At 64.6% G+C, this 13,461-nt stretch carries 14 protein-coding genes; 6 read left to right on the top strand and 8 right to left on the bottom strand.

What is annotated here, in order from left to right:
• Positions 1–81 precede the first annotated feature (81 nt).
• The 4 genes from CMN27_RS03895 to CMN27_RS03880 all read right to left on the bottom strand — a co-directional run bounded on the left by CMN27_RS03895 (position 82) and on the right by CMN27_RS03880 (position 2,634).
• The gene (locus tag CMN27_RS03895) at positions 82–1,005 is read right to left on the bottom strand and encodes a glutathione S-transferase family protein (protein ID WP_293624095.1); all 924 of its coding nucleotides are present in this window, start codon (positions 1,003–1,005) and stop codon (positions 82–84) included.
• Positions 1,006–1,281: 276 nt separating this feature from the next.
• Positions 1,282–1,692 carry a YkgJ family cysteine cluster protein gene (locus CMN27_RS03890; protein ID WP_366515397.1) on the bottom strand — a complete coding sequence of 137 codons (411 nt, stop codon included), beginning with the start codon at positions 1,690–1,692 and terminating at the stop codon, positions 1,282–1,284.
• Positions 1,693–1,876: 184 nt separating this feature from the next.
• Complete coding sequence (locus CMN27_RS03885; RefSeq protein ID WP_293624093.1) at positions 1,877–2,080, bottom strand: DUF2795 domain-containing protein; 204 nt, start codon at positions 2,078–2,080, stop codon at positions 1,877–1,879.
• Between the two features lie 122 nt (positions 2,081–2,202).
• The gene (locus CMN27_RS03880; protein ID WP_293624092.1) at positions 2,203–2,634 is read right to left on the bottom strand and encodes an Rrf2 family transcriptional regulator; all 432 of its coding nucleotides are present in this window, start codon (positions 2,632–2,634) and stop codon (positions 2,203–2,205) included.
• A gap of 74 nt (positions 2,635–2,708) precedes the next feature.
• On the opposite strand from CMN27_RS03880, the gene hmpA reads away from it, so the two are divergent.
• Both hmpA and CMN27_RS03870 read left to right on the top strand, forming a co-directional pair.
• Positions 2,709–3,935 (top strand): NO-inducible flavohemoprotein, encoded by a 1,227-nt coding sequence (hmpA, locus tag CMN27_RS03875; RefSeq protein ID WP_293624091.1) that lies wholly within the window; start codon positions 2,709–2,711, stop codon positions 3,933–3,935.
• Between the two features lie 16 nt (positions 3,936–3,951).
• Positions 3,952–4,275, top strand: coding sequence for a non-heme iron oxygenase ferredoxin subunit (locus CMN27_RS03870; protein WP_293624090.1), 324 nt, complete (start codon positions 3,952–3,954; stop codon positions 4,273–4,275).
• Here the strand turns inward: CMN27_RS03870 and CMN27_RS03865 are convergent.
• Positions 4,272–4,961 carry a Crp/Fnr family transcriptional regulator gene (locus CMN27_RS03865; RefSeq protein ID WP_293624089.1) on the bottom strand — a complete coding sequence of 230 codons (690 nt, stop codon included), beginning with the start codon at positions 4,959–4,961 and terminating at the stop codon, positions 4,272–4,274. The genes CMN27_RS03870 and CMN27_RS03865 overlap by 4 nt on opposite strands.
• A 280-nt stretch (positions 4,962–5,241) precedes the next feature.
• Between CMN27_RS03865 and CMN27_RS03860 the strand changes: the two genes are divergently transcribed.
• The 3 genes from CMN27_RS03860 to CMN27_RS03850 all read left to right on the top strand — a co-directional run bounded on the left by CMN27_RS03860 (position 5,242) and on the right by CMN27_RS03850 (position 8,801).
• A complete protein-coding gene (locus CMN27_RS03860) occupies positions 5,242–5,703 on the top strand; it encodes a hypothetical protein (protein WP_293624088.1) in 462 nt (153 codons plus the stop codon).
• A 219-nt stretch (positions 5,704–5,922) separates the two neighbouring features.
• A complete protein-coding gene (locus CMN27_RS03855) occupies positions 5,923–8,076 on the top strand; it encodes an adenosylcobalamin-dependent ribonucleoside-diphosphate reductase (RefSeq protein ID WP_293624087.1) in 2,154 nt (717 codons plus the stop codon).
• Between the two features lie 29 nt (positions 8,077–8,105).
• Positions 8,106–8,801, top strand: a complete 696-nt coding sequence (locus CMN27_RS03850; protein ID WP_293624086.1) for an NrdJb — start codon at positions 8,106–8,108, stop codon at positions 8,799–8,801.
• 70 nt (positions 8,802–8,871) lie between these two features.
• Here CMN27_RS03850 and CMN27_RS03845 read toward each other — a convergent pair whose 3' ends face one another.
• Together CMN27_RS03845 and CMN27_RS03840 are read right to left on the bottom strand one after the other, a co-directional pair.
• Positions 8,872–9,183 (bottom strand): hypothetical protein, encoded by a 312-nt coding sequence (locus tag CMN27_RS03845; protein ID WP_293624085.1) that lies wholly within the window; start codon positions 9,181–9,183, stop codon positions 8,872–8,874.
• Positions 9,184–9,325: 142 nt separating this feature from the next.
• Positions 9,326–10,486, bottom strand: a complete 1,161-nt coding sequence (locus CMN27_RS03840) for a hypothetical protein (RefSeq protein WP_293624084.1) — start codon at positions 10,484–10,486, stop codon at positions 9,326–9,328.
• A 207-nt stretch (positions 10,487–10,693) separates the two neighbouring features.
• On the opposite strand from CMN27_RS03840, the gene CMN27_RS03835 reads away from it, so the two are divergent.
• Entirely contained in the window at positions 10,694–12,145 is a 1,452-nt protein-coding gene (locus CMN27_RS03835) for an MFS transporter (RefSeq protein WP_293624083.1), read from the top strand.
• A 24-nt stretch (positions 12,146–12,169) separates the two neighbouring features.
• Here CMN27_RS03835 and CMN27_RS03830 read toward each other — a convergent pair whose 3' ends face one another.
• Positions 12,170–13,222 carry a GGDEF domain-containing protein gene (locus tag CMN27_RS03830; protein WP_293624082.1) on the bottom strand — a complete coding sequence of 351 codons (1,053 nt, stop codon included), beginning with the start codon at positions 13,220–13,222 and terminating at the stop codon, positions 12,170–12,172.
• Between the last annotated feature and the right edge of the window lie 239 nt (positions 13,223–13,461).

Raw genomic sequence — 13,461 nt, 5'->3', positions numbered from 1 at the left:
TACGGCGAGCGGCCGACGGCTGGACAGGATGACGCCGTCTAAGCCGATGAGTCGGCCACCGGTGAGGCGGCCGGCTGCGCTCTATTTGGGCTTCACCGAATAGCCGTCGCGCGGGAAATGCACGTGCAGCAGGCCGAACTGGTCGGTATCACGAGCAAGGATGACGCGATCCTCGGTCACCGCGGCCAGCATGCCCGTGACCGGGACTCGGCCGTAGTCCGAGGGCGCCACTTCCACGGTGGTACCGATCGGTGCCGGCGTGTCGGACACGCTTTCCGGCAACGGCCGCGGGTCGGCGTCGCGGGCTGCGGCAAAGGCGCGTTCCTGGGTGATCTCCTCGCGATGGCCGTGGCCGATTTCGCCCACGCGCTGGTACCAGGCCTCGACTTTTGCCCCAGCCTCGATCGGCCGACGATTGCAGGCGGCATAGAGCCAAAGCGGATGGTAGGTGGCGAAATCCGCGACCGAAGGCGCATCGCCGCCGACCCAGGCATGTTTTTCGAGCCGGCTTTCAAGATTGTCGAGCAGCGAGTTGAGCACGGCGCGGGCCTTGTCGCCCTTGGGCGCGCGCACCGTGCCCCCTTTGACGAGGTCGATGCGGTCCTTAATGAACTTCACCGCGCCTATCGGCCCGAACATGCCCAGCATCGTGCCCAGCAGGCGCGGCGTGGGCACGGCCCCGATGGCCGCGAAGAACGCCTTTTTCTGTGCCTGTTCCATCAGCGCGGCGGCGTCGGCATCGACGTTCGCGGGGTCGAGCGCGGGGCAGTTGAGCATCGTCGCGAGTTCCGGGCCGATGAGCGCGGTATCGCAAAAGATGTCTGCGCCCACCTGGGCTACCGGGATACGGCGATAGCCGCCCGTGAGCGGATCGAGGTTCGGCCGCGGCGGCTGAACCGGAGACAGCATCGACGACCAGCTGGCGTTTGCCAGCCCGAGCATCAGCCGCACCTTTTCGGCATAGGGCGAGCTGTCGTAGTGATGCAGGATCAGAAAATCATTCATGACGGGCGTTTCTCGGTAGTTGCAAAGCGCGCGGCGTGGCAGCAGCGGCTGTGTTGCCGAGTGCCGCTGGGCACTCGGAACGTTAACACGCCGTCCATGGTGACGCCCGCGCGCCGCGAACACGAGCGCGCATCAAATCGGCGTCGGCTCGCAGCAGCCAGGGATCGGACCTTCGCCATGGATGCCGGGCGTTTTCTGGGCCTGTGGCCTGAGCACAAGACAGCTGCCCGAACCGCCGATGGCAACGCGCTGTAGACCGATAGCCGGCTGTTGCGCCTAGGCTGCCACGGGTGCGTTTGGCGGCCGAAGGCCGGGCTCGTTCGCAGCGACCGCAGGCTGCACATGCGCCCAATCACGCTCGGTAAGCGGCGCCAGTCCATGCGCGCTACGGGCCCGGTCGCATTGCGGGCTGGGCTGGCCGAACTCCCAGCTTGCGGCCACGTCCCGGCATACGCTGGGGCGCTGGTCATAAATCGTACAGCGGGCGTGCTGGCCGATATCCGCAGCCAGCGCGACACAGCGCACGGCGCCGTTGCGGGTGCCTTTCATCACTAGGCGATGGGGGTCGAGCGTTTCGGTAAGTTCAGTCGGCACGCCGGTGCCGTCGGCCTGCTCGGTTTCCAGCCAGTGAAACGCCACACGAAAATGCGCGCAACACGCGCCACAGCTCAAACACGGATGCATGATAAATACCCGCGCTGCACCGGCAGCGACCCGATTGGCCGAATTATGAGCGAATCCCGCCCGCCGGTCGATAGGCTGGCCTCGTTGCCGGGCAAGCGCCAAAACGCCTTCGGTTAACCGCGACCGAGCGCGACGCCGACAACGCCTGGCGTTGCCGATCGGCTGCGCTCGGTCACAGGTGTACGCCCTATTCGACGGCGCCCACCGCACGGCTCACGGCCGCCGCATCGCTGTATTCGTCGTCGGGCAGCGCATCGATCACGGTGCGTACGCCCAGGGTGGCCCCCTGCTGTTCTGCATGCTCGGCGAGCTGCTGCTTGCTGGCGGGGTATTGCATGCCGCTCAGGTAGGTCTGAATCTCTGCCGCGCTCGCGTGATCGGGACGGGCCATGGGTCACTCCTCGGGAATAAAGCGCCACCTTGCCAGCCCTGTCCATGCCGGGCTAGCCGACCCGGCCGTTCTGGCCGCTGCGGATCTTGGGCTTCGCCGTGACGCGTGGCCGCGCTTGCCCGTCAGGGGCGGCCCAGCAGCCTGTGCAGCGTGTCGCCGTTGACGACCAGATCGTTCAGATGATAGCCGTCGAGCACTTCTAGGAACGCCCGCTGGGCCTCGGCGAGCGCGCGCTTGAGGGTACAGGCCGGATCGATCGGGCAGGTCGAATGCGGGCCGAAGCATTCGAGCAGACGCAGATTCTCGGTCTGGCGCACGAGCGCGCCGATATTGATCGATTCCGCCGGCAACGCCAGCGCGACCCCGCCGCCGCGCCCGCGAAAACTGTCCAGATAACCCAACTGAACGAGCGTCTGGGCCACCTTGGCCACATGGTTGGCCGAGATGCCGTAGCGCGCGGCCGCATCCTGTACCCGCGCCGGCGATTCGTCCCGGCGCACGGCCACGAAGATGAGCAGACGCAGCGCGTAGTCGGTATGCGTGGTGAGCTGCATGCGCTTGACCCCAAATAGGTAAACTATATACTTATTTTAAACAGGTAAATCAGATGCCACTTTAGGAGGCAGACATGCTCAGCGAACGACAGACCGCAACGATCAAGGCCACGGCCCCTGCCCTCGAGGCCTGCGGCGAGACGCTGGCGCGCGACATGTATGCCCGCATGTTCAAGAACAATCCCGAAGTGAAGCCTTACTTCAATCCCGCCCACCAGCAATCCGGCCGCCAACAGCGTGCCCTGGCGTCGGCGGTCTGCGCCTATGCGCAGTACGTCGACAACCCGGCTGCACTTGCCGACGCGGTTGAGCTGATCGCCAACAAGCACGTCTCGCTCGGCATTCTCCCGGAACACTATCCCGTGGTAGGCAAGAACCTGCTGGAAAGCATCAAGGCGGTGATGGGTGATGCGGCAACCCCCGAGGTGATCGATGCCTGGGCGGCGGCGTATGCCGAGCTGGCCGATATCTTCATCGCCCGCGAACACGCGCTTTACGATGCCAAGCAGCAGCGCTATGGCTGGACCGGTTTGAAGCCGTTCGTGGTCGCACGGCGCGAGGCCGTCTCGGACAACATCGTATCGCTTTATCTGGAGCCGGAAGACGGCGCGCCGCTGGCCGCGCACCGACCCGGCCAGTACGTGGCCGTGCATACGACCCTGCCGAACGGTGCCACGGCGCTGCGCAACTACAGCCTGTCGAACGCACCCGGCACGCCGTATTACCGGATTAGCGTCAAACGCGAACTGGCGTCGAGCGACGACGCGCCGGCCGGCGTGTTCTCGCACTATGCCCACGACGAACTCGCGGTGGGCGACCGCGTGCGTCTGAGCCCGCCCTGCGGCGAGTTCACCCTGGCGCCGAGCGCGCAGGCAGGCCGCCCGCTGGTGCTGATGGCCGGTGGCGTGGGTATTACCCCGCTGCTGTCGATGCTGCACGCCGCCCTGGCCGCCGAGCCGGAGCGTCGCGTGATCCTGATTCAGGCCGTACGCAACGAAGCGCTGCGTCCGTTCGCCGACGAACTGGCCGAACTGGCCCGCCTCCACCCGAACTTCGAGCTGCATATCCGCTATAGCGAGGAGAAGCCGCAGGCCGCGCCCGAAGCGGCGCAGGCAAGCCGGGGATTCATCGACGATGCCCTGCTGAATGCGGTGATCGGTGAGACGCCCGCCGACTATTACTTCTGCGGGCCGAACCCCATGCTCGCTCATGTATGCCGCCTGCTCGACGCACGCGGCGTCGCCGCCGAGCACATGCATTACGAGTTCTTCGGCCCGGCCGACTCGCTGGAAGCCGCATGACCGCCGGGGTGCACGAATGAGTTCCGGTGAGTGGATCGCGGTCGGCCGCGTGGGCGACATCGCCGACCAGCAGTGCCTGCGCTGCGATATCGACGACGAACCGATCGCCGTCTACAACCTCGGTGGCGAGTATTTCGCCATCGAGGATCGCTGCAGCCACGACGACGGCGAACTGGCCGACGGCTGGGTGGACGACGGCTGCGCGGTCTGCCCGCGCCACGGCGCACGCTTTGATATCCGTACCGGCCGCGTGATGGCGCCGCCGGCCTACGAAGATATTCACAGCTTTGCGCTGCGGGTCGTGGATGGCGTGATCGAAGTACGCGACGATCGCGACTAGGCAGAATAACGCCGAAGCGCGGCAACGTTCGGAATATGCACCTGTGCGCCCTGCATCCGGATGACGTCATCTTCCTGGAGCAGACGCAGCACGCGGGAAAACGTTTCGGGTGTGACGCCCAGATGGCTGGCGATCACGCCCTTGCGCGTGGGCAGGCTCAGATCCGCGCTGGCGGCCTCGTTCGTGGGCACCAGGCCAAGCAGGTAATGCACGATTCGGTACTGCGTGTTCTGCAGTGTCAGGGCTTCGATTTCGTCCCAGTGCGACTGGATGCGCTCGGTCATGCGTGCCATCACGGTGCGGCAACTCGCGAAAGACGCCTGCATGACGCGCAAATAGGCCGATGCCGATATCGAAACCAGCTGGCCGCCCTTCAGGCCCTGTGCATTGACCGGATAGCGCGGCTCGCCCATGAACATCACGCTCTCGGCAAAGCTCTGGCCGGCCTGAATCAACCGCATGATCTTTTCTTGCCCGCCGGCCGATACGCGAAACAGTTTGATCGTGCCTCGATGGAGCATGAAAAACGAGGCCGCCTCGTCGCCCTGGTCGAACAGCGTTTCGCCGGCATCGAACGCCCGTACGTCGAGATGCGGGCGCAGTTCCGCCATCTGCGCATCGCTGAGGTCGGCGAACAAATAGTGCTTGCGCAGCTGTGCAAGCAGACGATCATCGGGACGGGTCATCGATGCTCCTCGGTCGATCAACGGGCATGCTCCGGGCACGCCGCGTGCTTGATGCCGATCAATGGCGCACAGGGCGCAGGTCGCTATATTGCGGGCGCCGCGGCGGCTGGCCCATCGCGGCAACAGGTCTACTCTGCCCGAGAAAGCGCTGCGATATCGCCATGAACCTGGCCAGACTGTCCATCATCGACATTCGCATTATAGCGCCGATCCCTGCAGCGCTCGGCGCCGGCGCGGCCGGCCGAGCGCGCCCGTCGGTCGAGCTTACGAAGAGGCATCGATGACGCTGCCCGGCTTCGCGCTTGCCGTGCACGTGCTCGCGGTGGTCTGGTGGATCGGCGGGCTGGCATTCGTCACGCTCGTATTTCTGCCGGCGCTGCGCCACGGGCTCGATGACGATCCGCGGCGCCTGTTCAGCGCGATCGAACACCGCTTTTCGCGCCAGGCGCGCCTGGCGGTCGTGCTCACCGGCTTGTCCGGCGCCTATCTGCTGTACGCGCTCCACGCCTGGGCGTGGCTGACGATACCCCGCTTCTGGTGGCTGCAGGCCATGATCGCCTACTGGCTGGTCTTTGCCCTGGCCCTGTTCGTGGCCGAACCACTGGGCGTTTTCGAACGGCTGCTGGGGCGCGGCGACGACCCACGGCGCGCCTGGGGATATTTCCACCGGCTGCATGCGCTGCTGCTGCTCGCCGGGGTCATTATCGTGGGGGGCGCGGTCGCCGGCAGCCACGGGCTTTAGGGACGCTCGCGCGCTGCCGAGACTGTTGCAACCGGAGCCGGACCGGACGAAAAACCGTCCTCACGCCCACCGTACAAGCGCGCGAATACAGCGCGTGTCCTGGAATAGGCCGCAAAGGCTAACCCCAAGATATAGCGATTGACGCAAATCAATACACTATATGACGTGGTTTTGAGATAGTATCCCGCCTCCCCGACTACTGCCGCCCAGGAACACGGTATGACATCCATCGCCCTCGCCCGCTCGTCCAGCGTTGACGCCGAACTTCCGCTGCAGGCGGCCTCTCTGGATATCTGGGACGGCAAGTATCGCTTGAAGTCCAAGGATGGCCGACCGCTGGACGCGGATGTGGATGCCACCCGTCAGCGTGTCGCCCGGGCCCTGGCGGATGTGGAAACCACGCCCGAAAAACAGCAGGCCTGGTACGAGAAGTTCCTCTGGGCGTTGCGCCATGGCGCGATTCCGGCCGGGCGCATCATTTCCAACGCCGGCGCCTGGGAGCACAAGCCCGCCACGTCGACGATCAACTGCACGGTATCGGGCACCGTGGAAGACTCCATGGACGCGATCCTCGGCAAGGTTCATGAAGCCGGGCTCACGCTCAAGGCCGGCTGTGGCATTGGCTACGAGTTTTCCACGCTGCGGCCCAAGGGCGCCTATGTGTCCGGTGCGGGCGCCTATACCTCCGGGCCGTTGTCGTTCATGGACATCTACGACCGCATGTGCTTCACGGTGTCCTCGGCCGGCGGTCGCCGGGGCGCGCAGATGGCCACCTTCGACGTCGGCCACCCCGATGTGCTCGACTTCATTCGTGCCAAGCGTGAATCCGGACGGCTGCGCCAGTTCAACCTCTCGCTGCTGATTACCGACGAGTTCATGCAGGCCGTGGAAACCGATGCCGACTGGCCGCTGGGCTTCCCGGTACTTGCCGAGGAGGTGACCAGCGGCGAAGTCGACCTCGAAGATCCGGCCCAGGTCATCTGGCGCGAATGGCCGCTCGGCGAGAACTACGTCAGCCGCGAGGATGGCCTGGTGGCCTGTCGGATCTATCGCACGGTCAAGGCACGGCGCGTGTGGGACATGATCATGGGCTCGACCTACGACTACGCAGAGCCGGGCTTCATTCTCATCGACCGCGTGAACGAGCTGAACAACAACTGGTTCTGCGAGGAAATCCGGGCGACCAACCCCTGTGGCGAACAGCCGCTGCCGCCCTACGGCGCCTGCCTGCTGGGCTCGATCGACCTGACCCGCTTCGTGCGCGAGCCGTTTAGCGACAACGCCCGTTTCGACTGGGAAGAGTACGCCCAGGTGGTCGACGTGTTCACCCGCATGCTCGACAACGTGGTCGAGATCAACGGCCTGCCGCTGGAGCGCCAGCGCGAAGAAATCCAGCGCAAGCGCCGCCACGGCATGGGCTTTCTCGGGCTGGGTTCGACGCTGACCATGCTGCGTATGAAATACGGCGCGCCGGATTCGCTCGAGTTCACCGAACGGGTGGCCCGGGAGATGGCCCTGCAGGGCTGGCGCAGCGGCCTGGCGCTGGCCGAGGAAAAAGGCCCCGCCCCGATCATGGACGAAGACTTCACGGTCACCGACGCCATGCTCAAGCGGCGTCCGGAAATGGCGGCCGACGGCTACAGCGCGGGCGACACGATCAAGGCCCGGGTGCTGCATGCGAAATACAGCCGCTACATGCAGAAGATCGCCGGCGAAGACCCGGCCCTGGTGGAAAAGCTCGCCGAACAGGGCGCGCGCTTTACCCACCACAGCTCGATCGCGCCCACCGGCACCATCTCGCTGTCGCTGGCCAACAACGCCAGCAACGGCATCGAACCGAGCTTTGCCCACCACTATTTCCGCAACATCATCCGCGAAGGCCGCAAGTCCAAGGAAAAGGTCGACGTCTTTTCGATGGAACTGCTGGCCTATCGGCATATGGTGGACCCGGACGCACGGCCGAGCACGGACGCCGCCACGCGCAACCTGCCCGACTATTTCATCACCGCGGACGAAATCACGCCCAAACAGCATGTGGACGTCCAGGCGGCGGCCCAGAAATGGATCGATTCGAGCATTTCGAAAACAGCCAACGTGCCCACGGACTATCCCTACGAGGATTTCAAGGACATCTACCGCTACGCCCACCAGCAGGGCCTCAAGGGCTGCACGACCTTCCGCTTCAATCCGGAGGCCTTCCAGGGCGTGCTGGTCAAGGAAAGCGATCTGGCCAACACCACCTATCGCTTCGTGCTCGAAGATGGCTCGGTGGTCGAGGCCCAGGGTGGCGATGAGATCGAGTACGACGGCGAAACCCATACCGCCGCCAACCTGTTCGATGCCCTGAAAGAAGGCTACTACGGCCGCTTCTGAGCCGGCGCACTACAAGAGGGAACCAGATCATGGCCATCAAGATCGATCGCAAGATTGTCGACTACAAAGTCGCACGCGCCGAAGACAACGCGGCCCAGGCGCCCGCCGCGCCCGAAATCGAGCACATGCATGAGCAGCTGCAGCGCCCGGACCGGCTCGAAGGCAAGAGCTACAAGGTAAAAACACCGCTGTCGGACCACGCCCTGTACGTCACCATCAACGACGTGGTGCTCAATGCCGGTACCGAGCACGAAAGCCGTCGCCCCTTCGAGATGTTCATCAACTCGAAGAACATGGATCATTTCCAGTGGATCGTCGCCCTCACGCGTATCGTCTCGGCGGTGTTTCGCAAGGGCGGCGACTGCACGTTCCTGGTCGAAGAGCTCAAGAGCGTGTTCGACCCGCGCGGCGGCTATTTCAAGAAAGGCGGCAAGTTCATGCCGTCGCTGGTCGCCGAGATCGGCGATATTCTCGAACAGCACCTCCAGCATATCGGCATGCTCGAGGCCGAGCCGCTCGACGAGCACCAGAAAGCCTTCATTGCGGCCAAACGGGCGGAGATCGATGCCCGGCAACCGCAAAAACAGGCGGCCGCAGACTGCGACGACAGCACCGCCAACTTTCCTGACAACGCCCAGCTATGCGGCAAATGCCACACCAAGGCGCTGGTGATGATGGACGGTTGCCTGACCTGTCTGAACTGCGGCGACTCCAAATGCGGCTGAGGCGCGGCGTCGTGCTGACTGGCGTCGGCAACGAAGACGCCCTGCCCGCGGCCGGGAGCGCGCGCCGGCGCTAGCGCGACGCCTCGGGCATATCCGCCTCGTCGCGTGCCGTATCGTCCAACCCGTGGGTACGTTCGGTGCGGGACGCCTCCTCGGCGTCGTTGTCCGGCGGGGTGGCGTAGTAGTCCGACTCTTCGCGGCCCGGCTCCAGCCGGCTACGATCGGCCGCGGCGCCGGCATTCGGCGAAGGCGCAGTCGCCCCGGCGCCCTCGACGGTTACCGCGGGCGCACCGGCCGTTTGCGCGGCAGCCGTGTCGGCCGCCTGCGCGGTAGTCGCGGCCAGCAGCGTGCCAAGAGCGAGCATGGTCATACGAACGATCATGAAAAGCCTCCGGGGGTCGGCGATGAACGGGCTTGCGCACCGCGTTTGTGCCGCCCACGAAAAAGGCGGTCACTGAAACAATGACCGCCTTTCGCTCAACTTGCCAGCGCGTTGGGGCTGGCGGATGCTTCAAGCGCCGTGTTTATGTTTCCGGCTCCATCGCATAGCGCAGCACCGCGGCCACGCCGGTGTCCGTGGGCATCATGTTGCCCGGCACGAACTTCACGTCGCCGTCGCTTGCGATGACGAACTCGGCGATCTTGTCGAGCACGTCGTCGGTATAGCCGTCGCCGGCCGCGCCATATTCGATCCGACCATTGCCATCGACCGAGCCTTCCACACGGGCGGTCTCGTCGATCAGCAGCGTATCGATCTGGCCGATGGTGGCCGAATAGGCCACGTCTTCGAGCGCGCTGGCGCCTTCCTTGTGCGCGGCGCGTTCGTTGTAGCGGTCAATGATCTGTTCGATGTTGTCACGGGTGGCGCGCTCGGCGATCTGCCAGGCCTGTTCGCCGAGATTGCTCTGGCGGATGGCCTCGAACGGGTCGTGATCCAGCCCATTTTCGAGCAGGTTGGGATGCTCGCTCACCTCGCGATACAGCCCCTGGTGTTCGGCCACGGCCGCAAGCACGAGCGGGCGAATCGTATTGCCGTGATAGGCACGGATCGCCTTGTCGACTTCCTTGAAGTAGTTCTTCAGATCGGTGCTGTTGCTGCCGGCGCTCTCGGAATCCTTGCGGTTGGGCGAGGTGTCCGGCTTGCCGAGTGCGTCGCCCATGCCACGCGGCACGTCGCTATGCAGGTCCACTTCGACGATCGCGTCCTGATTGGCATCGTAGAGCGCGACATCCTGCACGCTCACGCACAGCACCTGATAGTCCATCCAGTTCGAGGCCGCGCGCAGCGCCGGACGCAGGTGGAAGGAGTCGGCCACGATGCCCTGGGCTTCGGCCGGGCTGGTCATCATGCGACGCACGGTAAAGCGTTTGGACGAGGCGAATACGGCCAGACCATACTGCTGGTGCGTCCAGAACACTTCGTTGGCGCCTACCGACTCAAGCTGTTCGAGCAACGCGTCGCGTTCGTACTTGTCCATGTCGCGCTGTTCGAGCGCCTCGCCCACCTTCTTGACCTGATCCTTGTAGAGGATGCGGTTTTCTTCTCGGTAGTTGGATACCGGCGTGGTCGGCACATAGATCGTCACGCAGGGCGACTCGTCGGCCAGCGTGAGCGCGTTGATATCGCGCCACTGCAGCATCGGCGCATGGGTTTCCGGGCTTTCGTTCTCTTTGGAATCGGTCATGATGATCGATCGTTCTCCAGACGTTGTTCGTATCGTGTTCTTGCTTACCCTGTCGTGCATGCAGGCCAGACTGGACTTTTTCAAGCGTTGATTCCGATCCCGACGCCCGTCATGAACCGATCACGGCAGGCGAGCGCGGTAACGACTCACGTTTTTGCAACCGCTTCATGGCACAGTAAGCGCCGTTTTTCCGACCCCGCGCGTTGAATGAATCGCTTTTCCGATACCGCATCCGCCTCGCCGCTGACCAATCCGTTGCTGCTGGTGATGGTGCTGGCCGCGTTCACGAGCGTGCTCAACAACAGCATGGTGAACGTCGCCATCCCCACCATCAGCACCGGGCTCGACGTCTCGCCCAGCCTGTCGGGCTGGGTGATCACGGCGTTTTCGATCGTGTTTGCGACCGGAGTCGCGCTCTACGGGCGCGTGTCCGACAGCTACAGCTTCCGGCTGACGTTTCTCTCGGCGCTGGTGATCTTCGGCATCGGTTCGTTGACCTGTGCGCTGGCCCCCGGCTTCGGCTGGCTGGTTGCCGGCCGCGCCATTCAGGCCGCCGGCGCTGCCGCAATTCCCTCTCTGGCATTCGGCTCGGTCGCCCGGCTGTTCGCGCCGGGCAAGCGGGGCGTGGTGTTCGGTACGCTCTCCTCGGCGATCGGGCTGGGCGCGGCCACCGGGCCGCTCATTGGCGGGCTTGGCGTCAGCGCCTTTGGCTGGCGCGTGCTTTTCTTCGGCACGTTGACCGTGATCTGCCTGCTATTCGTTGCAGCCTGGCGTTTCCTGCCGGATCTGAACGCAGAGCGCGCACGCCAGCCCCATCGCTTTGCCCGCCTCGACCTGCCGGGCGGCCTGCTGCTCGCACTCGGCGCGGCTTCCCTGTTGTTCGGCATCACGGCGGCCAATCATTCCGGGCTGGCCGCGCCCCACGCCTGGGGCGCGCTGCTGCTGGCAGCGGCGCTGATCGGGCTGTTCGTGTGGCGTATTCGCACGGCCAGCCATCCGTTTGCCCCGCCGGCCCTGTTCGGCAACCGCCAGTTTCTTTCGGCGGCCGCGATCGCCCTGCTCTCCCAGGCCGCGTTCATCGGCGGCGGGCTGTTTCTGACCCCGCTGCTGCTTATCAACAAACTGGGCCTGACCGCCTTCGAAACCGGCCTCGTGGTCGCACCGGGGGCGATTGCCGTGGCCCTGCTGGCCCCCACGATCGGCCGGCTGTCCGATAAATTCGGCCCGCGCCCGGTACTCGGCATCAGCCTGACCTGGCTGCTGTGCGGGCTATTGTTCATGTCCTCGTTCGCGGTGGGCGCCGCCCCCTGGATGGTGACCATTGCGCTGGTGATTGCCAGCATCGGCTATGCGGGCGTCACCTCACCGGCCGCGAATGCGGCGTCCAAGGCGCTATCGCCCGAGATCGCCGGGGTGGGCTTCGGCATCTATCAGCTGTTCTTCTTCATGGGTGCCGGCAGCGGTGCCGCCGTGTTCGGCTCGGTGCTCACCGCCCGCCAGCAACAGGCCGCGCCAGCGTTGAATCCATTTTACGAAGGCGCGGCGGCCACCGCCGCATTCTCGGATGCGTTTCTGGTGGCCTGTACGGCCGTTCTGCTCGCGATGGCGTTGCTGGCCGGGCTCGGGCGCGGCGTTGCCACGGAGGACGCATCGGCGTAGCCCAAGTCCTACCGTCGGCCGGCCTCATGCAACGCCATCAGTCTCGGATTGATGGTAGAAAACCGTTCGATCGCGTCCCCGGCACTTGGCGTCGTAGAGCGCCTGGTCGGCACGCATCATCCAGGCCTTGATGCTCGCCGCCGGTTCCAACGCGACACCACCGCTGAATCGAACCGGCCCGTATTCGAGCGGTTGCGCCTCAAGCACGTCACGCAGACGCGAATCCAGTTCTTGCACTTCCGCCTGACGCGCGCCGGGCATCAGTACCGCGAACTCTTCCCCGCCGCAGCGCCCGGCGGTACCGCCGCGTGCATCCACCAGCTCCCGCAGCACGCGAGAGAAGAATTTAAGGGTGGTGTCGCCGTAGACGTGGCCGTAGGTGTCATTGACGGTCTTGAAGTAGTCCAGATCGTAGATGATGAGCGCGCCCGGCTCGCTCGGCGTCTGCTCGGCCTGGCGACAATAGGCATCAGCGAGAGCGTAGAACGAGCCATGGTTGAACAGCCCCGTGAGGCTGTCGCGCAGGCCCGCCTCGCGCAGTTTTTCGGCGTACTCGTTGAGCAGCCGGTGCTCGCTTTCGAAACGGCGAAAGAAACCGCTCACCATGACCAGCAGCAGCACCACACAGATCGTATATGTCGCTGCGGCATCGATGGCGTGGGCGGCATCCGAGGGGTAAGGGTCGATCCAGTCGGGGAAGCGGTAATCCAGGTAGATCAGCCCGTAGGGCACCATCAGAAAAAGCAGCGCGATCACGAGTCGCTGCATGGGCTCGACCAGCAGCAGGCAGAAGGCATAGCCGCCCACGGCCAGGAACAGCAGCAGGCTGGGGCCCTGCGTGCCCTGGTTGTAAAACCAGTTGAGCGGCAGAAGGCCAATGGCCACAAGGCAGCTGGCCACCATCGCCGAATGCCCGGCGTCGTGGCCACGCCGCAGATACACCCACATGGCGAGCAGGCCGACGCCGATGATCGTGACCGTCACGATATAGATTATGTCGGTCAGTCCAGCGAAATAATTGAGTATTGCGCCGCTGAAGCAGCCGACCGCGGCGCAGAACAGAAAACTTCGGTTCATGCGCTGTTCGGGCGACTGTGTATCGCCTTCTATCAGCCAGTACCACAGCCCCAGTAGTGGATGCCTCGACTCGTCTTCCGATCGCACGTCTACCCGTCCCCGTCTGTGCCGTCGTTTATCCCGTCCCCCGCCGACAATACGCACCGGCGCGGCAATCATACCGGGGATCACTTTTTTACGACGGCTATCCGGGCCGGTAGATGGGTCGCGCCGCTACGAATTGAACGAACACACATCAC

Source organism: Salinisphaera sp., from assembly GCF_002729955.1.
Classification (GTDB): Bacteria; Pseudomonadota; Gammaproteobacteria; order Nevskiales; family Salinisphaeraceae; genus Salinisphaera.
This window is presented reverse-complemented; position numbering and strand designations above follow the sequence as displayed.